Raw genomic sequence first — 24,779 nt, forward strand, 5'->3', positions numbered from 1 at the left:
GGCTGCGAGGCGCTGCCGCCGCTCGGCTTCGGAATCGCGGCGATCAGCTTTCTCGTATAGGGATGCCGTGGCGAATAGAGCACATCCTCCGCCGGGCCTTGCTCGACGATGCGGCCGAGTTGCATGACGGTGACATAGTCGGCGATCTCCGCCACCACGCCGAAGTCATGGGTGATGAACATCACCGCCATGTTGCGCTCGGTCTGCAGGCGGCGGATCAGCTGCAGTATCTGCGCCTGGGTGGTGACGTCGAGCGCGGTCGTCGGCTCGTCGGCGATCAGCACCTGCGGCTCCAGCGCCAGCGCCATGGCGATCATGACGCGTTGCCGCTGGCCGCCGGAAAGCTGAAATGGGTAGGAGCCCGCCGCGCGTATCGGATCCGGCAGGCCGACCTCGGTGAGCAGATCCAGCGCCTTCGCCTTGCGCTCCTTGGGACTCAGCAGCCCGTGCGCTTCGAACACTTCCTCGATTTGCGCCGACACCTTCATCAGCGGGTTCAGCGCCGACATCGGTTCCTGGAAGATCATTGCCACGCGGCGGCCACGGATGCCGTAAAGCTGCTCGGGGGGAAGTTGTAGGAGGTCAGCGCCGTCAAGCAGGATGCGTCCTTGAGCGACGCGAACAGTTTCGGGCAGGAGTCCCATCAGCGCATTGGCCGACATCGACTTGCCCGAGCCGCTTTCGCCGACGACGCACAACATTTCCCCCGGATGCAGCTGGAAGCTGACGCGATCCACCGCATAGGGCCGGTCAGCACCTTCCGGCAGGGCGATGCTCAGCCGGTCGATATGCACCACCGGTTCGCCACGCTCGATGCGGTCCGGATGAATGTCGATGTCGAAAGATATCTCTTCGGTCATCATGTCCCCTCACTTTCCACGGCGCGCGAGGCGCGGATTGAGGGCATCGTTCAGTCCCTCGCCGACGAGGTTGAGGGCGAGCACTGTGAGCAGGATGGCAAGACCCGGAAAGAAGCTGACCCACCAGGCCTGCCGGATAACCGTGCGACCCGCGCCGATGATATAGCCCCAGGACATGACGTTGCGGTCGCCAAGCCCAAGGAAGGACAGCGAGCTTTCGATGAGAATGGCGGCGGCCACCATCATCGAGGCAAGCACGATGATCGGAGACAGCGTGTTGGGCAGGATCTGCCGCCAGATGATGGTTGCGTGCGTCTGGCCGGACAGTACCGCCGCCTCGACGAATTCCCGTGACCTGAGCGACATCACCTCTCCGCGCAGCAGCCGGGCGACCGGCGGCCACGACACCACGGCAATCGCCACCACGATCGATGCGATGGACGGCTGGAAGATGGCGACCAGTACCACGGCAAGTGCGAAGCTCGGCACGCTCTGGAAGAATTCGGTAAAGCGCATCAGACAATCGTCCACCCAACCGCCGAAATAGCCGGCGATCGCGCCGATCGGTATGCCGATTACCAGCGACACGACCGTCGAGACGAAGCCGACGAGCAGCGAGACCTGAGCGCCATGGGCGAGGCCGGAGGCGAGGTCGCGGCCCATCGGATCGGTTCCCAACGGAAACCGATCCATGGTGAAAGGCGCCAGGAACGGCCGTTGCACCATGGCCCAGGGCGATTTCGGGTAGAGAAATGGAGCGACAATCGAAAGGGCGATAACAGCGAACAGAATAAGGAGACCGATGACGGCGCCTTTGTTGCGGGAGAAGCGTTTCCAGAAATCCTTCATGACGTCACCCGGATACGCGGATCGACGATGCGATAGAGCACATCGGTGATCAGATTGAAGAGAAGCACCATGGCGGCGGAGACGATGAAGACGCCGAGGAGCAGGTTATAGTCGCGCTGGGATAGTGCATCGAACATCAGGCGCCCAATGCCAGGCCAGGCGAAGACCGTTTCGATCAAAACCGCGCCGCCCACCAGTTGCCCGGCCTGAAGGCCGGCAAGGGTCACGACCGGGAGGATGGCATTGCGCAGGACATGGCGGCGCTGGATGACGGCGGGGCGCAGCCCCTTGGCCTTCGCCGTCTTGACGAAATCCATGCGGCTCACTTCCAGCATCGAGGCACGCGTCATGCGCGCATAGACGGCCATAAAAAACAGCCCGAGCGTCAGGGCAGGCAAGATGAGGTGATAAAGAATATCGAAGGCGCGGGTAAAGCCCGTGTAATCGGCGCCGACCGTCTCGTAACCGAAGCCGGGTAGCCAGCCGAGCTGCACGGAAAACAAAAGTACCGCCATCAGTGCCAGCCAGAAGAGCGGCGTCGCATAGAAGATAAGTGCTACCAGCGAGATGATCGTATCCGACCAACGCCCCTGTCGAGCCGAGGCGACAGCTCCGGCGAGAATGCCGAGCCCCAATGAAATGACGAAGGCGGTGAGGGAGAGAAGAAGCGTCGCTGGAAGGCGGTCTGCGATCAACTGGATAACGGGGAGCTGCTGGCGGTAGGAATAGCCGAGATCGAGCCGCATGACGGATGAGACATAGATCCAGAGCTGTACATAAAGCGGCTGGTCAAGTCCAAAGCGCTCCCGCAATTGTTGCAAGAAGGTGGCGTCGGCATCGCCGGCTTCTCCCGCCATGACCGCCGCGGGGTCACCCGGAGCGGCATGAATGAGGAGGAAGTTCAAAATTGTTATGCAGATCAGGATGACAGCAGCCTTTAGCAATCGTCCTGCCACGAAGCGCACCATAACAGCCCCCTGGTTAGGGTTTCCATGCATTGCGGGAGAGCTGCGCGAGACATGTCTCGCGCAGCATTCACTGCTCGATGTAGGTGTCACGAAGAGAATCGTTCAAACCCATTCCGGTGGTGATCAGATCCTTGAATTTGCAGTTGTAGATCGTCGGGAAGCTGAGTTCGAGAAGCCAGGCCACGGGCACGTCTTCCTGCAGTTTCACCTGCACCTGATCGTAGAGGACCTTTCGCTTCTCCGCCGGAAACGCAAAGGCCGCTTGCTCGAGAAGCTTGTCTACATCCGCATTGCTATAGCCTTCGACATTGTTCCAGGGGGAACCCTTGGCAATCTGCGCCGACTTGTAATTGCGCTCTACGCCAACCGCCGGGTCGCCATTCTGGTACAGGTAGGTAAATGCCAGGTCGTAATCCCAGTTGCTGACCTTCTGGTTCCAACCCGCCACGTCCGTGGCCTCGATTTCCACCGGGATGCCGACATCTGCAAGATTCTGCTTCACGGCCTCCGCCCAACGCTGCCAGGTCTCGCCATATGGCAAGGGGAGAAGCCGAAGCGGTTTGCCGTTGTAGCCGATCTCTTTCAGCAGGGCCTTGGACTTGTCAGGATCATAGGGGTATTCCGGGCCGCCTTGCGCATAGAAGGGCAATCCGGATGAGAAGGGACCGGTCGCAACCTTGCCCATTCCATTCCACAGGGCATCGCGCGCGAACCCCCGGTCGAGCGCATACATGATCGCCTGACGGAATTTCGGATTGTCCATGGGGGCGGTGCGGTTGTTCAGCCACAACCACGAAAGAGGCGAATAAAACTCCCATCCCTTCTGTGTCACGCAGGTATTGGGAAGGGCGGACACTCTGGGAACGTCAAAATTCTCCACCGATCCGCCGGGCAGGACATCGACCTTTCCCGTCTCGTAGGCAACCGATCTGGATGCTGCGTCCGGGATGATGTGGTAGTAGACTTCGTCAAGATAGGGCTTGCCCTTGATGTAATAGTCCTTGTTTTTCTCCAGCTTGATGTAGCTGCCCTTTTTCCATTCAACGAACTTGAACGGCCCCGTCCCGATCGGCTTTTCGTTGGCCGGATTGGTCATATAGTCCGTGCCCTCATAGATATGTTTCGGGATGATGGGCATTGCGCCGTAATCCATGGCGCGGATGAAGGGCTCGAAGGGCTGCTTGAGCTTAAAGACGACGGTCTTGTCATCCGGCGCAGTGACGCTTTCCACGCGTGCCATCGTATTTCGATGCTTCGCAAGCGTTTTGGGCAGGAAGTCTTTCACAGAAAACAGGACGTCCGCTGACGTCATCGGCTGCCCATCGTGGAATTTCACATTATCCTGCAGGTGAAAGGTGTAGGTCAGTCCGTCGGATGAGATTTCCCACGATTTCGCCAATGAAGGCATTGGCCGCAGTTTGTCGTCGTAGCGCAGCAGACTTTCATAGATTTCACCGCCGACAAGTCCGCTTGGACCGTTCGAGACGATGCCGATCATCAGCCCCGGCGGTTCCGGCTGGACGATGAGATTGATCTTGCCGCCCTCGACCGGCGCGGCATGGGCGGCACTTGCGGTAAGGATCAGGGCGAGGGACATGGAAAGCAGGCGTCGCATGAAGTTCCCCTTATGGATTTTCGTTTGCTTGCGGACGTTACTTTGCATTGCGGCATCGCTCCGAAAGCCGGGCTACGGCTGTCAGAAGGGGCGGTGCTTATTCAACGGATCGGAGCTTTTTGCGTGTCAGCCAGGGCGGACGACGCTCCGATGGTCAACCGATATACTGGTATATGTTTGCATCAGTGGTCGCATTAAGAGCCTCCCAAGCGCTACCTGTCAAGCGGCTCCCTTGGAAAATTCGCATAAGTTTTGAGCGCGCCCTTGAGGTGCGTATTAATTGCTCATAGTGGATGCAGGCGGGCGGGGAGAAGCTTGAATTGCCGAAAAAAGCACCGGTCTAAATGCTGGCGCAGAAGCAAATGTTCGAGAGGAGCGCGAGGGAGAGATAGTAGACGAAAGGTCTACGGCTGCGATTGATGGGTGCTGCCGAGAGAGCCGCTGTTACAGAAGAGGCACCGAGTCTTTGGGTGGGCGCTCAGCCCACCCAGTTCATGACCCAATAGACCAGCGCGGAGATCGCAGCAGCGGCAGGCAGCGTCACCACCCATGCGATGACGATATTGCCGGCGAGCCCCCAGCGCACCGCGGAAAGGCGCCGGGAGGCGCCGACGCCGATAATGGCGCCGGTGATCGTGTGGGTCGTCGAGACCGGAATGCCAAGCCATGTCGCGGCAAACAATGTGATCGCGCCGCCGGTCTCGGCGCAGAAGCCCTGCATCGGATTGAGCTTGGTGATCTTGGAACCCATCGTGTGCACGATCCGCCAGCCGCCGAACAAGGTTCCGAGCGCCATGGCGGACTGGCAGGACAGCACCACCCAGAGAGGCACATGGAATTCGCCGCCGCCATAGCCTTGGGAATAGAGCAGCACGGCGATGATCCCCATCGTCTTCTGGGCATCGTTGCCGCCGTGGCCGAGCGAATAGAGCGAGGCGGAGATGAATTGCAACACACGAAAGGTGCTGTCGACGGCAAAGGGTGTCTGCCGGACGAAGATCCAGGTCACGCACAAGATGAGGAGAAGCGCGAGCAGGAAGCCCAGGAGCGGCGACAGAACAATGGCGCCGGCCGTCTTCAGCAGCCCCGACCAGACGATCGCGCTTGTGCCGACCTTGGCCAGTCCGGCGCCCACCAGTCCGCCGACCAGCGCGTGCGACGAGCTTGAGGGGATGCCGAATATCCAGGTGACGATATTCCAGACGATGGCGCCCATCAGCGCGGCGAAGATGACCTGCGGCGTCACGATGCCCGGATCGATGATGCCGGTGCCGAGGGTCTCGGCCACATGCAGCCCGAAGAACAGGAATGCGATGAAATTGAAGAAGGCGGCCCACATCACGGCATATTGCGGCCGCAGGACACGGGTGGAGACGATGGTAGCAATCGAATTGGCCGCGTCGTGCAGCCCGTTGAGAAAGTCGAAGAACAGTGCGACGGCAATCAGGCCCGCCAGCAGCGGAAGGGCGAGGGTGGCCTCCATCAGACGTTCTCGATCACGATGCCGCTGATCTCATTGGCGACGTCCTCGAAGCGGTCGACCACCTTCTCCAGTTCACCATAGATCTCGCTGCCGATGATATAGGCCATTGGGTTCGACCCGCCATGACGGCGGAAGAGATCCTTGAGACCCTGCTCATGCAGTTCGTCGGAACGGCCCTCGACTTTCACCACTTCTTCGGTGAGCACGCTGAGGCGCGCCGAGTTGGCACCCATGCGATCGAGCAGCGGGATTGCCTCGGCGACCAGCTTGGCGGCCTGGACGATCGCAGCGCCCATCTCCTGCATTCTGGGATCGAAACTGGTCTGTTCGAACAACCGGATGGTCTTGACCGCCTTGTGCATCATGTCGATGGCATCATCCATCGACATGATGAGGTCCTTGATATCACCCCGATCGAAGGGCGTGATGAAGCTGCGCCGCACGGCGAGCAGTACTTCGCGGGCAATCTCATCGGCCTCGTTCTCGAGCGCGACGATGCGCTGGCAATGCTGCTCCGTGTCCTTGCCGGCCAGTAATTCGTTCAAAGCTTCGGCCGCGCCGACGATGGTGCGGGAATGCCGCTCGAAGAGATCAAAAAAGCGATCTTCCCGCGGCATCAATTTACGAAACCAGTTCACTGTCGGCGCTCCAAACATGCGTTGTCATAAATCCGTCATAAATGACGGAGCGTGACATGAAAAGCCGATACGCCTGGGAAACGACACACTCCAACAGCGTCGTCCCAAGGTTTGAACCGTTCAGGCGGGCTCTATTCTGTTTCCCTCGCCGTCGAAGAAATGCAAGGCATTGGCGGAAGCGGCAACCACAAGCTCGGTATCGATCGCGATCTGGGACCGCCCGGACACGCGAAAGACGATGGCCTGACCATCCGGAAGGATGCCGTAGACATAGCTTTCCGCGCCCACCAGCTCGACCGCCTGGACGCGCACCCTTGCGCTAAACGCGGCGGCCTTTCCACCTTCGGCCAGATGAAGGTCTTCGGGCCGGATGCCGATGGTCGTGTCGCTGCTGACGGAGCCGGCACCTGCCGAAAGGGCAAGGCCACTTTTCTCCGTGATCTTCAGGAGGTTCATCGACGGCGAGCCGATGAAGGTTGCGACGAAGGTCGTGGCCGGGCGCTCGTAAAGCTCGATGGGCGTGCCGACCTGCTCGATCCGGCCGCCATTCAGCACGACAAGTCGGTCGGCCAGCGTCATCGCCTCCATCTGGTCGTGCGTGACGTAGACGCTGGTGGTTGCGAGAGAGCGTTGCAGCCGCTTGATCTCGACGCGCATCTGCACGCGCAGCTTGGCGTCGAGATTGGACAGAGGCTCGTCGAACAGGAAGGCCGCCGGCTCGCGCACGATGGCGCGTCCCATGGCGACACGCTGGCGCTGGCCGCCGGACAATTGGCGCGGTTTGCGCTCCAGGAATTGCTCGATCTCGAGCGAGCGAGCCGTCTTGGCGATCCGCCGCTCGATCTCGTCCTTCGGCATGTTGCGGTTCTTCAACCCGTAGGCCAGGTTCTGGCGCACCGTCATATGCGGATAGAGCGCATAATTCTGGAAGACCATGGCGATGTCACGGTCCGACGGCTCCAGCTCGTTGACCACCCGATCATTGATCGACACCGTGCCCGATGTGATGCTTTCCAGGCCGGCAATCATGCGCAGCAGCGTAGACTTGCCGCAGCCGGAAGGCCCGACCAGCACGACGAGTTCGCCGTCAGCAATATCGAGCGACACGCCCTTGATGACGTCGATGCCGCCGCCATAGGTTTTGCGGACATCCTTGAGGGTGATCCCAGCCATTATTTCTCCGTCTCCACAAGACCTTTGACGAACCAGCGCTGCATCAGCACCACGACGACGATGGGCGGAATGATCGCCAGGATCGCCGTCACCATCACGAAATTCCACGGCGTCGCCGCATCGGCGAAATCCACCATTTTCCGGAGCCCGATGATGATCGTCGACATCTTGGCGTCGTTGGTGACGAGCAGCGGCCACAGATACTGCGTCCAGCCATAGATGAAGAGGATCACGAACAGGGCGGCGATATTGGTCTTCGACAGTGGCAGCAGGATATCGCGCATGAAGCGGAAGGGTCCGGCATTGTCGATGCGCGCCGCCTCCAGCAACTCACCGGGAACCGTCAGGAAGAATTGCCGGAATAAAAAGGTCGCGGTGGCTGACGCCATCAGCGGCAGGGTCAGGCCGGCATAGGTGTCGATCATGCCGAGATCGACGATGACCTTGTAGGTCGGCAGGATGCGGACTTCCACCGGCAGCATCAGCGTCACGAAGATCATCCAGAAGAACACCATCCGCAGCGGAAAGCGGAAGAAGACGATCGCGAAGGCCGACAGGAAGGAAATCGCGATCTTGCCGACGGCGATGACGACCGCCACGACGAATGTGTTCCAGAGCATGCGCGGCAGGCTGACGCCGACCACGCGCTCGACGCCGCCGGAAAGCGCTTCCCCATAGTTCTCGACAAAATGACCGCCGGGCAGCAGCGAGATCGGCGGCCGCAGGATTTCAGCTGAAGTCATCGTCGAGGCGACGAAGGTGTAATAGATCGGGAAGGCGACGATGATGATGCCGAGGATCAGCATCAGATGGCCGATGAGATTGGCGACGGGACGTTTTTCGATCATCGGCTCGCCTCACGCATAATGCACGCGCTTCTCGACGAAGCGGAATTGGAAGGCCGTGAGCGCAATGACAATCACCATGAGGATGACGGACTGGGCTGCCGAGGAGCCGAGGTTGAGATTGACGAAGCCGTCATTGTAGACCTTGTAGACGAGGGTCTCCGTCGCCTTGGCCGGACCGCCGCCGGTAACGGCATGGATGATGCCGAAGGTGTCGAAGAAGGCGTAGACCGTGTTGACCACCAGCAGGAAGAAGGTCGTCGGCGCGAGCAGTGGAAAGACGATAGTCCAGAAGCGCCGGTTGCCGCGCGCGCCGTCGATGGAGGCGGCTTCCAGCAGTGATTTGGGGATTGCTTGCAAGCCGGCAACGAAGAACAGGAAATTGTAGCTGATCTGCTTCCAGGCGGCGGCAACGATCACCAGCACCATGGCCTGGTTGCCGTTCAACAGCGGATCCCAGGCAAAGCCGTTGCGGCGCAGAATATAGGCGAGGGTGCCCATCGCCGGATTGAACATAAAGAGCCACAACATGCCGGCGACGGCGGGTGCGACCGCATAGGGCCAGATCAGCAGCGTGCGATAGAGGGTCTGCCCGCGCACCACCTTGTCGGCGGCGGTCGCAAGCGCCAGCGCGACCATCATCGACAGCAGCGCCGTCGCGACACTGAAGACCACCGTCACCTGCAGGGAGTGCAGATAGGTCTCGTCGGACAGCACGGCGCGGAAATTGGCGAGCCCCACGAAGCCGCTCTTCAGTCCGAAGGGATCCTCGCGCTGCATCGACTGATAAAGCGCCTGGCTTGCCGGCCAGAAAAAGAAGACCACCGTCAGGATGATCTGCGGAGCAACGAGGAGATAGGGAAGGATCTTGTTGGGAAAGACGACACGCTGCACGGCGATCTCCTAGGACAGGGAAATTGCCCGCAGCCTCAGCGGCTGCGGGCTGGACCGCATCAATGCGTCAATTGCCGATGGCCTGCTGGATGGCGGCGTTGCCGCGCTGAACGGCCTTGTCGAGCGCGGTCTTTGCGTCTTCCTTGCCGGCCAGCATCGCCTCGAACTCCTCGTTCATGATGTCGCGCACCTGCGGCAGGTTGACCAGGCGCACGCCCTTGGAGTTCGCTGTCGGCGCCTTGCCGAGCATCTGCAGGATCGGCGTCTCGCGGCCGGGGTTCTTCTCGTAGAAGCCGGACTTCTTCGTCTCCTCATAGGCCGCCATCGTCACCGGCAGGTAGCCGGAGACCTGATGCAGTCGCGACTGGATCTTGGTCTGCGAGAGGAAGTGAAAGAATTCGGCTATGCCCTTATATTCGGTATCGGTCTTGCCCCCGAAAACCCAAAGGCTGGCGCCGCCGGGGATGGTGTTTTGCGGCCGGCCATCTCCGTCGTAATAGGGGAGCTGTCCGATGCCGTAATTCATGCCGCTCTTGACGATATCGCCGAGACCGCCGGAAGATTCCGTCAGGATGCCGCATTCTCCGGAGGTGAAGAGCTGCTTGGCTTCCGACGTACGGCCGCCGTAGCGGAAGGTGCCGTCCTTGGCGAGATCGGCGATCGCCTGGAAGTGCTTCTCGAAGAGCGGCGTGTTGAATTCGAGCTTGACGTCGGTGCCGCCGAGGCCGTTTTCATTGCTGCCATAGGCGACATTGTTCCAGGCGGCAAAGTTCTCGGTCTGGATCCAGGTGAGCCAGGTGGAGGTGAAGCCGCAGGCCGATGCACCGCTCGACTTGATCTTCTTGGCGGCGTCGAACACTTCCGGCCAGGTCTTCGGCGGGCTTTCGGGATCGAGCCCGGCCTTCTTGAAGGTGTCCTTGTTGTAATAAAGGATCGGCGAGGAGGAGTTGTAGGGGAAGGACAGCATGGTCCCGTCGGGCCTGGAATAATAGGAGACGATGCCGGGCAGATACAGCGACTTGTCGAAGGTATAGCCGCCCTTCTTCAGTACGTCAGCCGCCGGCATGATTGCGCCTTCGGCCCCCATCATCACGCCGCTGCCGGCGTCGAAGACCTGCAGGATTGCCGGAGCCTGCTTGGCTCGAAACGCGGCGATGCCGGCATTCAGCGCTTCCGGATAGGTGCCCTTGAAGACCGGGACGATCTTGTAGTCCTTCTGGCTCTCGTTGAATTCCTTGGCCAGTTGCTCGACGACCTCGTTATTGGCGCCCGACATGGCGTGCCACCATTGCAGCTCGGTCAGCGCAAATGCGTTCGATGTAACGGAAAACGAGGCGGTAATCGCCGCAGCTGAAGCGCAGATAAAACGTATGGACATGTTTCCTCCCAAGTGTCCCGACAGGCGCAGACCGCACCTAACCCCATTTCCAGCGAGGATCCTCCTCGATCCTCACGCCGGACATTCCATTCGAAAACCGCTGTTTGCAACGGATTCCTCGCGGCAAGAACGATTGCCCTTCGTCATTTCTTCGCTCTTTTTGGAAAGAGGCAACGACGACTGAATCATCCGAACCATCTATTTATGCTGAGAAATGAGAATATACGACAGTTTTGTGACAATGCGGCTTGTAAAGATTCCGCTTGTGGAAATCTCACTCGCCGCTGCGCAAATTTCCTTCGGTTGAACCTTGGAGGCGATGCCGGCCGGCTTCCGGGTTTTCACCGGCCAGCGGTCGACGCCAAAGTTCCGCGAGAATGACGCCGCTCATGGTCAAGGCTCCGCCCAGGACAAGACTGGTCGTGAGTTGCTCGGACAGCAGCGGGATCGCCAGGATGGCGGTGACGACGGGCACGAAGTTGAAAAACAGCGATGCCCTTGCCGGGCCGATATGATCGATCCCGCGCATCCAGAGCAAAGGTGCTGCAACGGAAGCGGCGGCGCCGGCATAGGCGATCAGCGGCAGGCTGGCTGCGCTGATGCCCAGCCTGGGGGATAGGAGATAGATCGGCAGCAGCGAGACGGCGGCGGCACATGCCTGAAGGTAGAGCGATTGCAGCAGGGGCAGACCGTTCGGCCAGCGCTTGAGAAGAACAGTGTAGAGGGCATAGCAGACGGTTGCCGCCAGCATGATCGCGTCACCGATATTGGGGCCTTGCGTAAACAGGGTCGCGAGCCGCCCATGCGAGACGACGACAGCAACGCCCAGGAGCGAGACGATCCCGCCGGCAAGCGCGCCATAGGTCATCCGGTGACCGAGCAGGATGATCGCCAGAACCAGAGACAGAAGAGGCATCAGCGACTGGATAATGCCGAGATGCATGGCCGAGGTGTATCGGGCGGCAATATAGGAGAGATAGGGGAGCGCCGCGCCGCCGAGAAGGCCCAGGATCAGGAGGCGCCAGCCATGAGTGGCGAGCACCGCACGGTTCGTCCAGACCTGCCGGGCGACAAACGGCGTCAGGATCAGGATTGCCAGAACCCACCGGTAGAAGGCGATTTCGGCCGGCGAGATAACACCGGCCGATGCCTTGGTGACGATGGCGTTGCCACCCCAGATCAATGCCGTGATGAGGAGAAGGATGTAGCTCATCCGCCCTGTCCATTTGGTTCAAGGCCAGCGTAGATCGCGTCGCCTTCTCGGTATATGCTTCGATTGCGACAAAGCGTAATGCGAGACTGACAGATGCCCACCATCGCCGTGCCGCCGCCTTTGGAAGATCTGCCTTCGGACGTCTATTTCCGGGCGGAGGATTTCGGTCCCGACACCTATATGGCGCCGCACGCACATGTCTTCGGTCAGTTGAGCTTTGTTTCCTACGGCTCGATGAACATCGATGTGGAGGGCAAGCGCTTTTTGTCACCGCCACACTATGCCGTCTGGATCCCGCCGCGCTGGAAACATAGCGCCTATAATGAGACCGCGACCGCCTATCGCTCGGTCTATATTTCAGCTCAGTGCTCGGGGCGGTTTTCCGATCGGCCCTGTGCGCTGGAACTAAACCCGATCTTGCGGGCGATCCTCGTCGATTTCGCCGAACGTGACATTCATGTGCCGGAGACCGATCGTGACCGGCGGCTCGCCGAGGTCCTGCTCGACCAGATCGAGATCGCGCCACCGCACGAGGCCTATCTGCCTCATGCCGCTTCGGCTGAAATCCAGTCGATCCTGGATGCGCTTCAGGCCGATCCGGCAAGCGACCTGCCGCTCGCGGCCTGGGCGGAGCGCTTCCATATGACGGTCCGCACGCTGGAGCGGCGCTGCCAGCGCGAACTCGGGATTTCGCTCGGGGAATGGCGGCAGCGGATGCGCTTCCTATGCGCCGTCGAGTGGCTCGACAAGGGTCGCACCATACAGGCAATTGCCTTCGACCTTGGCTACAGCACGCCTTCGGCCTTCATCGCCATGTTCAAACGCCTGTCCGGCAAGACGCCGGAGCAGTACCGGGTCGGTCGATAGGCAAAGTTTTCCTTATGCTTCGTATAATTTCTAAAAGCTTCATTCATGATCTGCCGTTCTCCATGATGCGGCATCGTTAAAGATAACGGCGTGTTGAGAAGAGATTGAGCAATGAAAAGCGACCAGACCTTGGAAGACCGAGACATATCCATTGAGCGGGATCGGCCCGCCATTCGCGATGCCAGCGATGGGGATATGGAGGCCATCCGCGACATCTATACGCATCATGTTCTCCACGGACTGGCGACGTTCGAGGAGGTGCCGCCATCGGCCGACGAGCTTCGGTCGCGCCGGGCGTCCGTGCTCGGCGTGGGGCTGCCCTATCTCGTTGCCGAATTGAATGGCGAGATCGTCGGCTACAGCTATGCGACCGCCTATCGACCTCGCCCCGCCTATCGTTTCTCGATCGAGGATTCGGTCTACGTCGCGGATGGTCTCGGCGGCCGGGGTGTCGGCAGCGCGCTTCTCCAGGAACTCATCGCCCGCTGCGAGAAGGGGCCTTGGCGACAGATGCTGGCCGTCATCGGCAATAGCGGCAATGCAGGCTCGCTCGCACTGCATCGCCGGATGGGGTTCCAACCCATCGGGACGTTCAAGTCCGCAGGCTTCAAGCTTGGCCGATGGGTGGATACGGTGCTGATGCAACGGGCATTGGGGGAGGGCGACCAGACGACGCCGGCGCAAAACAAACCGGAAGCGGATCGGTGATTTCCGGCAGGACGATCCTGTGCCTTGCGTTATCGCAGCTCGTCGCCTGGGGTGTTACCTATTACCTGATCGGCGTATTCGACAAGTTGATGGCTGCCGATCTTGGCTGGTCAAGCGAGATCATCCATGGCGGATTTGCGATAGGGCTGTTGGCGATGGGCGTGGTCTCGCCGCTTGCCGGGCGCTCGATCGATCGTCTGGGTGGACGAAAAGTGATGGTCGCGGGGGCGGTGCTGACGGCGATCGGATGTTTCGCGCTGGCCATCTGCGAGACGCTGACAGGGTATTACGCTGCCTGGATCTGTCTCGGCATCGCCATGCGGCTCACCCTTTATGATGCGGCATTCGCGGCGCTCGCACGGATCGGTGGTCTCCAGGCCCGTCGCCCCATGTCCCAGATCACCCTGTTGGGCGGCCTTGCCTCCGCCACCTTCTGGCCGGTCGGTCATTTCCTTGCCGTCACTTTCGGCTGGCGCGGCGCGGTTGCCGTCTATGGTGGCCTCGCTCTTTTGACAATCCCTCTCTATCTGGCGATCCCGGAAGAGCAGGCGGGAGCCCAGTCAGAGACCGCCGCGCATTCTCCGCCGCTCGCAAGCGAGCCTAGGCACGTCATCGTCTTCGGCGGACTCTATGCATTGCTGACGGGCCTTGCCAATTTCCTGAACGCCGGCATGTCCGCCCATATGGTCGGTATCCTGACCGGTCTTGGTCTGGCTGCGTCGGCAGCCGTCTGGATCGCCGCTTCGCGCGGCGTCGGGCAATCTCTCGCACGCCTCTGCGAGGTGCTTTTCGGCCGCGAGATCGATCCGCTCCTCCTCACTCTTCTCGCATCCCTGATGCTTCCGATTGCTTTCGCCGCGGGCCTGTTTGCCGGCACATCGATAGTCGCGGCCATCGTCTTTGCAGCTCTCTACGGCATCGGCAATGGACTGCTGACGATCACCCGTGGCACGCTTCCGCTCATCCTGTTCGATCCCCGCAGCTACGGCTCGGTGGTGGGAAGCCTGATCGCCCCGAGCTTCGTTCTCTCTGCCACGGCACCCGTGATCTATGCATTCGTCATAGACGGTTTCGGACAAGCCGGTGCGCTCTACTTGTCGGCAGGCATTTCGATGGTTGCGCTGATTGCGGCCGCCGTCTTGCACCTGCTGGGCAGGCGGCGGCTCGGTCTCCCCATGTAGGCGATTGACAAATTCCGCCCCGAAAACCGGCCAGAAATAGGGTCAGGTCTAGCCCGGCAAGCCATCGCTTCCGCCGTTCGATAAAAACTGATGGTTGCAGGCTACTCTTCTTTAACTAGGTCACTTCACGTGATGTTGGGATTTTCATGGCATAACCGTTTCAAAGAAGAGGGCGCTATGAAAGAGTTTGCAGTTTCATCGAAAATCATTAAATCCGTCGCTTTCCATCCCGAGGACGGACGTCTTTATATTCGCTTCAAAAACGGCGAGGAGCGTCTGTTTGCCGGCGTTCCGGAAAAGGCCGCTATCGCCATGGTCAAGGCGGCTTCGCCCGGCCAGCATTACATCGAACATATCCGTACCCGCTTCGAGCGCGTCGCCTAGTATTTGATATTGGCGGGACCTTGCATCCTGGCAGGTCAAGCCACTGCGACCGGAGGCCGGATGACCTTCCGTGGATAGATAAGCCGCGTAAGATTGAAACGGTATTTTTCGAACGTCGCGTCAAAAGAACCAGAATACCTTTAGTCCACTAATTTAATAGACAATATTCCAAGCACGGGATTGCCGATGCGTTGCAGGTTTGCACGCCGGCAGGGCCGGTCAATTTTGATCGTTTCCAATATCGGGGCTTAGAATATGGGGCGTGCAGTCTTTGGAGTTTCGTTAAGAAGCAGCGTCCGCGCGGCCGTTGCCTTCTCTTTCCTTTCGCTGGCCGGTGCCCATGCCTGGGCGGCGTCCGAGGGCGCCAAGCCGATCGATGGCGGCATCCTCAAGGTTGGCCTGGGGACGGATACAGCCATCATCGATCCGTCGATTACCGGCAGTTCGATTACCGCCGTCATCACCCGCAATATCGTCGACTCGCTGGTCGGTCAGGCCGAGGACAACAGCTTCACGCCCTGGCTGGCCGAGCGCTGGGAGATCAACGGCGACAACACGGTCTATACATTTCATCTGCGGCCGGGCGTGACCTTCAGCGATGGCACGCCGCTCGATGCGGCGGCGGTGAAGTATAATTTCGATCGCATCCTCGATCCGAAGACGACCTCTAGCTACGCAAAGTCGTTGCTCGGTCCAGTCGACAAGATCGAGGCGCCGAACGCAAATACCGTCGTGATCAGCTATCGCCAGTCTTTCGCACCGCTGCTGCAGGGACTTAGCCTGCCTTATCTCGGGATCCAGTCCCCAATCTATCTGCAGAAGGCGACCAGCACGACCAATACCGTTGTCGGCTCCGGTGCCTTTGTCCTCGATGGTTTCGTGAAGGGCAGCGGCAGCAAGCTGACCAGGCGCACCGATTATAACTGGGGACCCGGCTACGCCACCCACAAGGGGCCGGCTCATTTCAATGAGATCGATTTCAAATACCTGCCGGAAGCCTCTGTTCGTCTCGGCGCTCTGGCGAGTGGGCAGGTCGATGCCATCGATGCCGTTCCGCCCGCCAACTTCCGCTCGGTGCAGAGCAATGGCAAATTGCAGGTCGTGACGAAGGAGAACCCGGGTGTTACCAGTGCCTTTCTCCTGAATATTTCGAAGGGTCCTTTCCAGGACGTCAAGGTTCGCCAGGCGTTCCAGAGCGCGGTGAATGTCGCCGCAGCCGTGAAGGCGGCCTACTTCGGCACGTTGAAGCCGGCCGACAATATCCTCGGGCCTTCGACGCTCTATTACGAACCCCGCCTTGGCGGCAAATGGGGCTTCGATCTCGCCAAGGCGAACCGCCTGCTTGATGAAGCCGGCTGGAAGGAAAAGGATACCGACGGAATTCGTAAAAAGGACGGACAGCGCCTGACGCTTCACTATGTCTACGACACCGCCCAGGTGGGTGACTCCGATATTACGCTGGCGCAGGCGGCTCAATATCAGGTGCGCCAGGCCGGTTTTGATCTTCAGCTTGATCCTACCGATGCCGGGGGTTTGATTGCCCGCGCCAATGCTAATGACTATAACCTCGTCTCGCTCAACTACGTGCGTGCCGAGCCGGATATTCTGCGCACGGTGTTTCACTCCGCCTACGCGCCGCCGAACGGCGCCAACTATGCGCGCGTCAGCAGTCTTGACGAAAAGCTGAGCAAGGCGATCGGCGCGAGCGATGCGGAGCGCAAGCGGCTCTATGCCGAGATCCAGACGGAGATTATCGATCAGGCCTATGCGGTGCCGCGCTATGTCGCGGCCTACCAGCTTGGCGCCTCCAAGAAGCTTCTCGGCATTAGCTGGGCCACCAACGCGAAGCCGAATTTTTATGATGCCTGGCTCAACCCGTAACCTGATCCATGCCGTCGCGAGGCGGCTGGGTGTGATCGTCGCCGTGTTGTGGGGCGCGGCGACGATCGCCTTCATCGCCGTCAAGCTCATTCCTGGCGACCCGGTCTCGATCCTCTCCGGCGGCGAGAATGTCGTCGATGCGGCCGAGCGGGCAGCTTTGGTCCATCAATATGGGCTGGATCAGCCGCTGGTGCTGCAATATGCGCGCTACATCGGCAATGCGCTGCTCGGCAATTTCGGTGAGAGCTATCAGTATCGGCAGCCCGTTATCGACGTCATAGCGGAGGCCGCCGGCCCGACGCTGCAACTGGCGGGCAGCGCCGTCATCATCGCACTCAGCCTGGCGGTAGCTGTTGCCCTGGCGACGGCAGGCCGCAGGCGAGGGCTGGCGGTGACGCTTTCCGGTCTCGAGCTGATCCTGCTGAGCACACCGGTCTATTGGATTGGCATCGTGCTCTTGTCGCTGTTCAGTTTTCAACTGCAATGGTTTCCGGTGACCGGCAATGATGGGTTTGCCTCTCTCGTGCTGCCGGCGATTGCGCTCAGCCTGCCCTTGACCGCGCTGTTGAGCCAGGTTCTGCGCGATGGTCTGGAGGAGGCTCTGTCGCAACCCTTCGCGCTGACGGTGCGGGCTCGCGGCGTTGGCGAAACGCTCCTGCGGTTTCGCCACGGTCTGCGCCATGCCGCGCTCGCCGCATCCACCCTGACCGGCACTTTGTTTGCCAGCACGCTCGGCGGCTCCATCCTCACCGAAACGGTCTTCGGTCGATCCGGTATCGGCCAGATCACGCTACAGGCGATCAAGACCCGCGACATGCCGTTGGTGCTCGGCCTGGTGATGCTGTCGGCCTGCGTTTTCGTCATTATCAATCTGCTGGTCGATGCCCTCTATCTGCTGATCGATCCTCGTCTACGGAGAGTGCCACAATGAGCAGCGCGGAACTATTCGATGCGGCGCTACGCCGGCGTCAAGATGGCGGCGCCGGCGCTAATCCTTGGCTGGCACCCGGCCTGCTCATCCCGCTCGCCATTGTGGTGGTTCTCACGGTCGCCATCTGGGAGCCGCAATGGTTCACCGCTTTCGATCCGGAAGCGGTGGATACGGATGCGATATTGATGCCGCCGGATTTGCGGCATTGGTTTGGGACCGACGAACTCGGGCGCGACCTCTTCTCCCGCGTCGTGCATGGAACATCGCTGTCGCTGACGATTGGTATCGGTGCCACAGTGATCGCCACCCTGGGCGGTATACTGCTCGGCACGGCAGCAGCACTTGCGCCGAAGGCGGTCAGCCGCATTCTGGTGCGCCTGATCGATATTCTGCTTGCCTTTCCCGAAATACTGCTGGCGCTGCTGGTGATCGCAGTGCTCGGACGCGGACCTTTGAACACATTGCTTGCGGTCGGTCTCTCCAGTGTCGCGTCCTATGCGCGGCTGGTCCGCTCGCAGGTGCTACAGGTCAAGCTTTCGGGCTATGTCGAGCACGCCGTCACGCTCGGTGAACATCCCTGGACGATCGTCACCCGGCATATCGTACCAAACACCATCCGCCCGCTGCTGATCCTGGCAACGATCGGGGTCGGGAGTTCCGTCCTATCCGCGTCGGCGCTGAGCTTTCTCGGCCTCGGCGTCGTGCCGCCGGCACCGGAATGGGGCGCGCTGCTGGCAAACGGCCGCAATTTCCTCGACATCGCTCCCTGGACCAGCCTGTTGCCGGCGACGGTAGTGGCCATCTCCGTGATCTCGATCACCCTTCTCGGCCGCCGGCTGCAGAACCTCTTGTCCAAGGGGGGAGCCCGTTGAACCTGGATAACACCATCCTGCGGAGCCATTTCGCGGCTGTTCCTTCAAGCCCCGTGCTATTGGAGGTAAAGGGGCTGAGCGTAACCTTTCCGACGCCGCGCGGACGGGTTCAGGCGGTGAGGGACGTTTCCTTTCAAATCGCAGCCGGAGAAATCCTCGCGCTTGTCGGTGAATCCGGGTCGGGAAAATCGGTGACGGCGCGTGCGCTCGTCGGGCTTGCCGGCTCCCGGGCCGACGTCCGGGCGGAAGCGATGACGCTTGTCGGCCATGATGGACAGGCGCTGGATCTTCTAGGCCTTTCCGAACGATCCTGGCGTCAGATTCGCGGGCGGGAGATTGGCTTCGTCCTCCAAGACGCCTTGGTCTCCCTTGACCCCTTGCGCACGGTCGGCCGCGAGGTTGCTGAACCGATCCTTGCACACCGTTTGCTGCCTCGATCGCAAGTGGCTGAGCGTGTCGAAGAACTACTCGGCCGCGCCGGCATCCCCGATCCGAAAATTCGTGCCGCCCAGTATCCGCACGAGCTGTCCGGCGGGTTGCGGCAAAGAGCGCTGATCGCTTCGGCGCTGGCTGCCCAGCCGCGCCTGCTGATCGCCGACGAGCCGACCACGGCACTGGATGTGACGGTGCAGCGGCAGGTCCTCGCGGTTTTCAAGGAGCTGGCGCAGGCGGGTCATGCCGTTCTCATCATCACGCATGATCTCGCGGTTGCAGCCCAGCTCGCCGACCGCGTGGTCGTGATGCAGAATGGCCAATTGGTGGAGGCAGGTCCCGCGCGCGAGGTGCTGTCCGCGCCGCTGCATGATTATACGCGCCGCCTGCTGGCCGCCGTGCCAACGGCCGCGACCCGTGGCCGCTGGCTCAGCGCAAGCGAAGGCGCGCCTATCCGCCGGGAGGTCGCGGAGGCTGAAACGCCGCTCCTGGAGATCCGCAATGTCTCGGTGGGTTTCAAGCGACCCGACGGCAGCCGGTTTGAAGCGGTCAGGCAGGTTTCGCTCGACGTTGGCCGGGGTGAAACGCTCGGCATCGTCGGCGAGTCCGGTTCCGGCAAGACGACGATCGGCAAGGTGGCGCTGGGGCTACGACACGCGGTTAATGGCGATGTGCTCTTCGAAGGCAAGCCGTGGAGCGCACTTCCGGAAGCCAAGCGGCGGCCCCTGCGCAGCTTGATCCAGACTATCAGTCAGGACCCTCTCGGCTCTTTCGATCCGCGCTTCACTGTGGAGCGGATCATCGACCAGCCATTACGGCTGCGCGGGAAGCTCGACCGAGTGGCGCGGCGGCGGAGAATAGCGGAACTGATCGAACTCGTAGGCCTGTCGCCGGAGCTTTTAGCGCGCCGGCCGAACACCTTGTCCGGCGGCCAGCGGCAGCGCGTGTCTATTGCCCAAGCGCTTGCAGCCGAACCGAAACTGCTGATCTGCGACGAGCCTGTTTCCGCGCTGGATGTCACGACCCAGGCCCAGGTGCTGGACTTGCTGGTCGATCTTCAGGGACGGCTGGGATTGTCGATGGTCTTCATTTCGCATGATCTCGGCGTGGTGCAGCATATGAGCCATCGCATCGCCGTCATGAAAGACGGCGTGGTTGTCGAAACCGGATCGGTGGAGCAGATTTTCGATCAGCCGCAACATCTCTATACGCGCGACCTGATTGCCTCAGTGCCCTCACTTTCGGCACCCGGGGAACGAATATAACCGGCATGCCGACCGCAGCATTCGCGACTGCCCGTCAGGCTGCGGTCCTCGCGTAAGTCCGTCCGGCTCTTGGATGGACGATGCAATCGGCCAGCTCATCCGCTTCGTTTTGTTCCTCCGCATGGCGCTGGCCCCATCGGCAAAGCGCCAGCAATACGGGTTCCAGACCCAGCCCGAGATCCGTCGCCGTATATTCCACGCGGGCAGGGACCTCCGCAAAGATTTGCCGCCGGACGAGCCCATGCTCCTCCATTTCCCGCAGTTGCTGGATCAGAACCTTCTGCGTGATGTCGGGCATCATTCGCTTCAGCTCGGACAGGCGTTTCGGGCCGTCGAAGACATAATAGAGAATGACCGGCTTCCAGCGGCCGGCGATGACTTTCAGCGCGCGTTCGACGGGTAGTTTCGGCAGTCTTTTCATCGGATCCGCCATGGTCACCTCCTGGTGGGTAGGGAACGAAAGGGTGTGTATTTTGGCGCGGAGTCCATAGGTAAAACCTGCCTCACAGCATTTCAACGTGAGGTCTGCCATGAGAGCCGTTCAGTTCAGTCGCTTCGGTCCGCCGGATGTCCTTGATGTCATCGAAATACCCGTTCCGGAGCTGGCGCCGGGCGAGGTTTTGGTGCGCGTCCATGCCGCTGGTGTCAACTACTTCGAAGTGCTGATGCGGGCCGATCGCTACGCCGTCACGCCCGAGCTGCCGATGATCCCGGGCGTTGAAGTGGCGGGTGTCGTCGAGCGGGTCGGCGAGGGAGCCGATCCGGATTTGCTTGGTGTTCGCGTCGGCGTTCCGCTGTTCGCGCTGGGGCGCGGCGGCGGCTATGCGGAGTTCATTGCCGTCGATGCCACGTCTTTGGTCCACCTGCCGGATCACATCGGCTTTGACGATGCCGTGGCATTGATGGTGCAGGGATTGACGGCACTGCATATGACGCGGCGCAACCCGCCGACGGGCAAGAGCGTTCTCGTGACCGCAGCTGCCGGCGGCGTCGGTTCGTTGCTCGTGCAATTGGCCAAGCGGGAAGGCGCGCGGCAGGTGATCGCTGCGGCAAGTACGAAGGAAAGACGAGATATTGCCTTGTCGCTCGGCGCCGATCTGGCGATTGACTACGGCGAAGCGAATTGGGCTGATGTCGTCAGAGCGCAGACCGGCGATGTCGGCGTGGATATCCTCTACGACACTGTCGGCGGCTCCGTGACGAAAGCGGCATTGGCGGCGCTGGCGCCGGCTGGGGAATTGGTCTTCGCCGCGCTCGGCCGTTTCGATCTCGACAAGGCCGATATGGATCAGTTGTTCTCACAGAACCAGTCTCTGAAAGGTTTCGCCCTGCTGCCCCTGCTTTCCCCGGACAATATCAGGTCCGATCTTACGGAACTCTTTGAGCTTGCCGCCAACCAACGAATCCGTGTTCTGCAAGGCGGGCAGTTTTCGCTGCGCGAGGCTTGGCGCGCGCATGAGGCGATCGAGCGCCGTGCCGTTAGCGGGAAGATCGTCTTGGTTCCCTGAGGATCATGAATTCTAATGCTTCTCGAGCATCCCATGCTCGTAAAGCTGATCCATGCTCAAGGAGGCGACGGCGGCAAACGGGGTTTGGTTGCGGACGCGGCCACCGCCGAGGATGACGATTTCGTCGCAGAATGAAATGGTGCTGCGATGATGGCTGATGACGATGGTTGTGCGGCGGCCGGCTCTCGACTTCAAGGTCTCGACGATGGCCGCTTCCGACAATCCGTCCACGGCGTTGGTGGCCTCGTCAAGGATCAGGATATCGGGATCACGGACAAGCGCCCTCGCCAGCGCTATTCGCTGCCGTTGGCCCGCCGATAGGCTTGCTCCTCTGTAGCCGACGACCGTTTGATATCCGTCGGGCAGCTTCTCGATAAATTCGTGCGCCTCGGCAAACCTGGCTGCGCTCTCCGCCTCGGCGAGCGAAGCATCTTGTCCATAGGTTATATTTTCCAGGATCGTGCCGTCCACAAGCTCCAGATCCTGGCTGGCAAGCGCAATTCTACCCCGCCACTGGGTCGGGTCGATCCGGCTCAATGGCAATCCGTCGATAAGAATGTCGCCGTCGTCGGGCTCGACAAACCGGCAGAGAAGATTGACGATCGTCGTCTTTCCGGCGCCAGACCGGCCGATGATCGCCGTCGAGCAACCCTGGCGGATCTCGAAGCTGGCGGAGCGCAACACCATGGGCCGGGAGCTGGAGCCTGGATATTTGAAGGTCACCCGGTCGAATTTGATATGCTGGCGGAGTTCATGTGCTGGTTCCTGTCCCGTCGGCGGCTTCGGCTTGTCGGAGGAATCCAGTAGCCATCGGACCTCCTCCAGAGAGCCGCTCCAGCCCTGCACCTGGCTCCATCCTTGCTGCAAGGCGCGCACATGCGGCTGCAGCCTGTAGAGCAGGACCACGAAAGCAACGATGATCGGAAAGTTTATGCCCCAGAGCCATGCGCTCACGACCACCGCCAGGAAGAGCGCCGAATGCAGCACTTCGGTCAGCGGTGGTAAGATGCCCTGACGGGTCTGGAGGACAAAACCCGCCTTGCGCACGGCATTCGACGCCCCGTCGAAAATGGCTTTCTCGCGCTCTTCCTGCCCGAATATGCGGATGAGTCGTCCGGCATGAACAAGATGAAGCATTCTGGTGGCAAGCTCGTTGTTGAAGGAGGTGACATCGCGGCTGGGCAGTTTGAGCCCGGCCGACAGAACAGCATGCGCGATCTGGACAAGGACGAGGCCAACGGCGACGCAGAGCGTCATCTGCCATGACAGAAGCAGCAGGAAGGCCAGAAGAATGATGGCGGCCGATGCGTTCACGATGGCCGCAAGCGCTGTCTGTATCGCATCCGACGCCCGCCATGATTCATTGGAAATGATGTTCAGCAGCCGCCCCGGACTTTCCTGCTGGAAGAACGGGTATCCGATCTTCAAGAGCTGGTCGGCGAGGGCGCTTCGGATCGCATGGCCGGCTTTGCCGTAGATGAAGTTGGTCAGCACGGTATTGGCGAAGGCCAGGACATTCTTCAGCGTGATCAATGCAAGCACGGCAGCCGCGATGACCAGCAACCTTTGCCGATCATCCAGGCTGGATCCCACCTGCTGGAATGCGGCGGAGAGGCCGCCCATTCCCGACGGATCCTTCTGGCCGCCTATGATGCCGAGCATGGGAATAATCAGGCCGATGCCTGCGCCCTCCAGCACCGCGCTGCTTAGCCCCAAAACGACCACGATCGGAAGCAGGCGTGTTTGCCGGCCCAATGCGTGGCGTAATAGCTGCAGGCCTGGCAGGAAGAATTTCAGCATGGCGGATATCACCTCAGCGAACGAGCTGCCTGTTTGATCTGGTTTACGTCCGGCTGCTCCCGCCGGCCGGTCACAGTGAGACGCACGAATTCGGCGGCGCCCAGCAAATTCATGAATATGATCGGCCAGTGCGATAGAGAGACTTCCGGGTCAAAACGAGATCCACCCAACAGCTCTTGCCAGGCCGACCGAAGGGTCCAGCAAAAGTGACGCAACAACCACGGTGCCTTGAACATGTGCTTCAGGCAAAGCCCTCCGTTTCCAAGGCTGTAGCTTCGATGAAGCCGCTCGATCGCTTCGCGTGTATCCCGCCCATGATAATGGAAAACAGTCATGTCGGGCACATATTCGATCGGGATGCCGAGTTGGAAGGCGCGGACCAGATAATCGGTATCCTCGGCGGATTGCAGGGCGGCGCCGGCGCCGAACCGCTCATCAAAGAGACCGATGCGCATGGCGACTTCGCGGTGCATGGTCATGTTGCAACCCAGTATGAAGCCGCCGGGATGGACGTCCGGGCTGAAAAATGCGCGCTCCGGCGATCGCTTGATCGTGAAGGGCAGATCATGGGCGCTGCCGAGTTCGACGCGGCCGCCCCGAACGATATATTGCTCGCCGGTCACATAGTGCCGCTCCAGGTCTTGTAGGTAATGATCGTCGATCTCGCAGTCATCGTCGATGAAAATCAAGATCTGGCCGCGCGACCGCTCCATGCCCGTATTGCGGGCGGCCGCTAAACCACGGCGCGGTTCCATCACCGGTATGATCGTCATGCTCGAGGTCACAGCGATATGGGCCAGACGCTCGGCGGTATCGTCGGTCGAGCCATTGTCGACCACCACAAGTTCGCTCGCTATCGTCGCATGTGAGCGACAGGCGACCTCGATCGACCGGATGCATGCTTCGAGCGCTGCGGCGCGGTTGCGGGTGCAGACGATAAAGCTTGCCACGGGACCGTACCCTCCGGAAGAGGATGGAACCTTAGCGGCTTTCTGCGTGTGCTCTCGCACTATGTCGGGGCGTCCCCCGGCCAT

Annotated in this window: 23 protein-coding genes; 9 read left to right on the forward strand and 14 right to left on the reverse strand. The window is 60.6% G+C overall.

Features of this window, described 5'->3' with window-relative positions; translation table 11 throughout:
• From PMI03_RS10815 to PMI03_RS10865, 11 genes are all read right to left on the reverse strand, one after another.
• On the reverse strand, window positions 1–863 hold an 863-nt coding region (locus PMI03_RS10815), incomplete at its 3' end, for an ABC transporter ATP-binding protein (RefSeq protein ID WP_309574354.1).
• Between the two features lie 6 nt (window positions 864–869).
• Window positions 870–1,709 (reverse strand): ABC transporter permease, encoded by an 840-nt coding sequence (locus PMI03_RS10820; protein ID WP_007692878.1) that lies wholly within the window; start codon window positions 1,707–1,709, stop codon window positions 870–872.
• Complete coding sequence (locus PMI03_RS10825; protein ID WP_007692880.1) at window positions 1,706–2,677, reverse strand: ABC transporter permease; 972 nt, start codon at window positions 2,675–2,677, stop codon at window positions 1,706–1,708. The genes PMI03_RS10820 and PMI03_RS10825 overlap by 4 nt, the downstream gene beginning before the upstream one ends.
• A 67-nt stretch (window positions 2,678–2,744) precedes the next feature.
• Window positions 2,745–4,292, reverse strand: coding sequence for an ABC transporter substrate-binding protein (locus PMI03_RS10830; RefSeq protein ID WP_039973799.1), 1,548 nt, complete (start codon window positions 4,290–4,292; stop codon window positions 2,745–2,747).
• Between the two features lie 478 nt (window positions 4,293–4,770).
• Entirely contained in the window at window positions 4,771–5,775 is a 1,005-nt protein-coding gene (locus PMI03_RS10835) for an inorganic phosphate transporter (protein WP_007692883.1), read from the reverse strand.
• Window positions 5,775–6,392, reverse strand: coding sequence for a DUF47 family protein (locus PMI03_RS10840; protein WP_309574359.1), 618 nt, complete (start codon window positions 6,390–6,392; stop codon window positions 5,775–5,777). Before PMI03_RS10840 ends, PMI03_RS10835 begins: the two co-directional genes overlap by 1 nt.
• Before the next feature lie 141 nt (window positions 6,393–6,533).
• Entirely contained in the window at window positions 6,534–7,586 is a 1,053-nt protein-coding gene (locus PMI03_RS10845; protein ID WP_007692887.1) for a sn-glycerol-3-phosphate import ATP-binding protein UgpC, read from the reverse strand.
• The gene (gene ugpE, locus PMI03_RS10850) at window positions 7,586–8,434 is read right to left on the reverse strand and encodes a sn-glycerol-3-phosphate ABC transporter permease UgpE (protein ID WP_007692888.1); all 849 of its coding nucleotides are present in this window, start codon (window positions 8,432–8,434) and stop codon (window positions 7,586–7,588) included. The genes PMI03_RS10845 and ugpE overlap by 1 nt, the downstream gene beginning before the upstream one ends.
• A gap of 9 nt (window positions 8,435–8,443) precedes the next feature.
• Entirely contained in the window at window positions 8,444–9,325 is an 882-nt protein-coding gene (gene ugpA / locus PMI03_RS10855; RefSeq protein ID WP_007692891.1) for a sn-glycerol-3-phosphate ABC transporter permease UgpA, read from the reverse strand.
• Window positions 9,326–9,392: 67 nt separating this feature from the next.
• Window positions 9,393–10,703 (reverse strand): sn-glycerol-3-phosphate ABC transporter substrate-binding protein UgpB, encoded by a 1,311-nt coding sequence (gene ugpB / locus PMI03_RS10860; RefSeq protein ID WP_007692893.1) that lies wholly within the window; start codon window positions 10,701–10,703, stop codon window positions 9,393–9,395.
• 274 nt (window positions 10,704–10,977) lie between these two features.
• Window positions 10,978–11,916, reverse strand: coding sequence for a DMT family transporter (locus PMI03_RS10865; RefSeq protein ID WP_007692895.1), 939 nt, complete (start codon window positions 11,914–11,916; stop codon window positions 10,978–10,980).
• A 93-nt stretch (window positions 11,917–12,009) separates the two neighbouring features.
• On the opposite strand from PMI03_RS10865, the gene PMI03_RS10870 reads away from it, so the two are divergent.
• From PMI03_RS10870 to PMI03_RS10905, 8 genes are all read left to right on the forward strand, one after another.
• Window positions 12,010–12,783 carry a helix-turn-helix domain-containing protein gene (locus PMI03_RS10870; protein ID WP_007692898.1) on the forward strand — a complete coding sequence of 258 codons (774 nt, stop codon included), beginning with the start codon at window positions 12,010–12,012 and terminating at the stop codon, window positions 12,781–12,783.
• A 111-nt stretch (window positions 12,784–12,894) separates the two neighbouring features.
• Window positions 12,895–13,491, forward strand: a complete 597-nt coding sequence (locus tag PMI03_RS10875) for a GNAT family N-acetyltransferase (RefSeq protein ID WP_007692900.1) — start codon at window positions 12,895–12,897, stop codon at window positions 13,489–13,491.
• Window positions 13,488–14,672, forward strand: a complete 1,185-nt coding sequence (locus PMI03_RS10880) for an MFS transporter (RefSeq protein ID WP_007692902.1) — start codon at window positions 13,488–13,490, stop codon at window positions 14,670–14,672. The genes PMI03_RS10875 and PMI03_RS10880 overlap by 4 nt, the downstream gene beginning before the upstream one ends.
• Before the next feature lie 177 nt (window positions 14,673–14,849).
• Window positions 14,850–15,056 (forward strand): KTSC domain-containing protein, encoded by a 207-nt coding sequence (locus tag PMI03_RS10885; RefSeq protein WP_007692904.1) that lies wholly within the window; start codon window positions 14,850–14,852, stop codon window positions 15,054–15,056.
• Between the two features lie 255 nt (window positions 15,057–15,311).
• Window positions 15,312–16,937: an ABC transporter substrate-binding protein gene (locus PMI03_RS10890; protein WP_007692907.1), complete on the forward strand. Its 1,626-nt coding sequence runs from the start codon at window positions 15,312–15,314 to the stop codon at window positions 16,935–16,937.
• Window positions 16,918–17,868 (forward strand): ABC transporter permease, encoded by a 951-nt coding sequence (locus PMI03_RS10895; RefSeq protein WP_309574356.1) that lies wholly within the window; start codon window positions 16,918–16,920, stop codon window positions 17,866–17,868. Before PMI03_RS10890 ends, PMI03_RS10895 begins: the two co-directional genes overlap by 20 nt.
• A complete protein-coding gene (locus tag PMI03_RS10900) occupies window positions 17,865–18,740 on the forward strand; it encodes an ABC transporter permease (protein WP_007692912.1) in 876 nt (291 codons plus the stop codon). Before PMI03_RS10895 ends, PMI03_RS10900 begins: the two co-directional genes overlap by 4 nt.
• Window positions 18,737–20,437 carry an ABC transporter ATP-binding protein gene (locus PMI03_RS10905; RefSeq protein WP_007692915.1) on the forward strand — a complete coding sequence of 567 codons (1,701 nt, stop codon included), beginning with the start codon at window positions 18,737–18,739 and terminating at the stop codon, window positions 20,435–20,437. The genes PMI03_RS10900 and PMI03_RS10905 overlap by 4 nt, the downstream gene beginning before the upstream one ends.
• Window positions 20,438–20,471: 34 nt before the next feature.
• On the opposite strand, the gene PMI03_RS10910 is transcribed toward PMI03_RS10905, so the two are convergent.
• Window positions 20,472–20,870, reverse strand: coding sequence for a helix-turn-helix domain-containing protein (locus PMI03_RS10910; protein ID WP_007692918.1), 399 nt, complete (start codon window positions 20,868–20,870; stop codon window positions 20,472–20,474).
• 97 nt (window positions 20,871–20,967) lie between these two features.
• Between PMI03_RS10910 and PMI03_RS10915 the strand changes: the two genes are divergently transcribed.
• Complete coding sequence (locus tag PMI03_RS10915) at window positions 20,968–21,945, forward strand: zinc-binding alcohol dehydrogenase family protein (protein WP_007692920.1); 978 nt, start codon at window positions 20,968–20,970, stop codon at window positions 21,943–21,945.
• A gap of 12 nt (window positions 21,946–21,957) precedes the next feature.
• On the opposite strand, the gene PMI03_RS10920 is transcribed toward PMI03_RS10915, so the two are convergent.
• Entirely contained in the window at window positions 21,958–23,745 is a 1,788-nt protein-coding gene (locus PMI03_RS10920) for an ABC transporter ATP-binding protein (protein ID WP_007692921.1), read from the reverse strand.
• 8 nt (window positions 23,746–23,753) lie between these two features.
• Window positions 23,754–24,779, reverse strand: a complete 1,026-nt coding sequence (locus PMI03_RS10925) for a glycosyltransferase family 2 protein (protein ID WP_052034271.1) — start codon at window positions 24,777–24,779, stop codon at window positions 23,754–23,756.

Source organism: Rhizobium sp. AP16 (assembly GCF_000281735.1).
Classification (GTDB): domain Bacteria; phylum Pseudomonadota; class Alphaproteobacteria; order Rhizobiales; family Rhizobiaceae; genus Rhizobium; species Rhizobium rhizogenes.

What these genes read in the sequence shown, in the direction of transcription:
- PMI03_RS10870 (WP_007692898.1), top strand. Translation starts at nt 12,010, where the DNA reads ATGCCCACCATCGCCGTGCCGCCGCCTTTGGAAGATCTGCCTTCGGAC.
- ugpB (WP_007692893.1), bottom strand. Translation starts at nt 10,703, where the DNA reads ATGTCCATACGTTTTATCTGCGCTTCAGCTGCGGCGATTACCGCCTCG.
- PMI03_RS10915 (WP_007692920.1), top strand. Translation starts at nt 20,968, where the DNA reads ATGAGAGCCGTTCAGTTCAGTCGCTTCGGTCCGCCGGATGTCCTTGAT.
- PMI03_RS10820 (WP_007692878.1), bottom strand. Translation starts at nt 1,709, where the DNA reads ATGAAGGATTTCTGGAAACGCTTCTCCCGCAACAAAGGCGCCGTCATC.
- PMI03_RS10875 (WP_007692900.1), top strand. Translation starts at nt 12,895, where the DNA reads ATGAAAAGCGACCAGACCTTGGAAGACCGAGACATATCCATTGAGCGG.
- PMI03_RS10885 (WP_007692904.1), top strand. Translation starts at nt 14,850, where the DNA reads ATGAAAGAGTTTGCAGTTTCATCGAAAATCATTAAATCCGTCGCTTTC.
- PMI03_RS10840 (WP_309574359.1), bottom strand. Translation starts at nt 6,392, where the DNA reads ATGCCGCGGGAAGATCGCTTTTTTGATCTCTTCGAGCGGCATTCCCGC.
- PMI03_RS10865 (WP_007692895.1), bottom strand. Translation starts at nt 11,916, where the DNA reads ATGAGCTACATCCTTCTCCTCATCACGGCATTGATCTGGGGTGGCAAC.
- PMI03_RS10910 (WP_007692918.1), bottom strand. Translation starts at nt 20,870, where the DNA reads ATGGCGGATCCGATGAAAAGACTGCCGAAACTACCCGTCGAACGCGCG.
- PMI03_RS10920 (WP_007692921.1), bottom strand. Translation starts at nt 23,745, where the DNA reads ATGCTGAAATTCTTCCTGCCAGGCCTGCAGCTATTACGCCACGCATTG.
- PMI03_RS10895 (WP_309574356.1), top strand. Translation starts at nt 16,918, where the DNA reads ATGCCTGGCTCAACCCGTAACCTGATCCATGCCGTCGCGAGGCGGCTG.
- PMI03_RS10890 (WP_007692907.1), top strand. Translation starts at nt 15,312, where the DNA reads ATGGGGCGTGCAGTCTTTGGAGTTTCGTTAAGAAGCAGCGTCCGCGCG.
- PMI03_RS10825 (WP_007692880.1), bottom strand. Translation starts at nt 2,677, where the DNA reads ATGGTGCGCTTCGTGGCAGGACGATTGCTAAAGGCTGCTGTCATCCTG.
- PMI03_RS10925 (WP_052034271.1), bottom strand. Translation starts at nt 24,779, where the DNA reads ATGGCCGGGGGACGCCCCGACATAGTGCGAGAGCACACGCAGAAAGCC.
- ugpE (WP_007692888.1), bottom strand. Translation starts at nt 8,434, where the DNA reads ATGATCGAAAAACGTCCCGTCGCCAATCTCATCGGCCATCTGATGCTG.
- PMI03_RS10835 (WP_007692883.1), bottom strand. Translation starts at nt 5,775, where the DNA reads ATGGAGGCCACCCTCGCCCTTCCGCTGCTGGCGGGCCTGATTGCCGTC.
- PMI03_RS10830 (WP_039973799.1), bottom strand. Translation starts at nt 4,292, where the DNA reads ATGCGACGCCTGCTTTCCATGTCCCTCGCCCTGATCCTTACCGCAAGT.
- PMI03_RS10900 (WP_007692912.1), top strand. Translation starts at nt 17,865, where the DNA reads ATGAGCAGCGCGGAACTATTCGATGCGGCGCTACGCCGGCGTCAAGAT.
- PMI03_RS10845 (WP_007692887.1), bottom strand. Translation starts at nt 7,586, where the DNA reads ATGGCTGGGATCACCCTCAAGGATGTCCGCAAAACCTATGGCGGCGGC.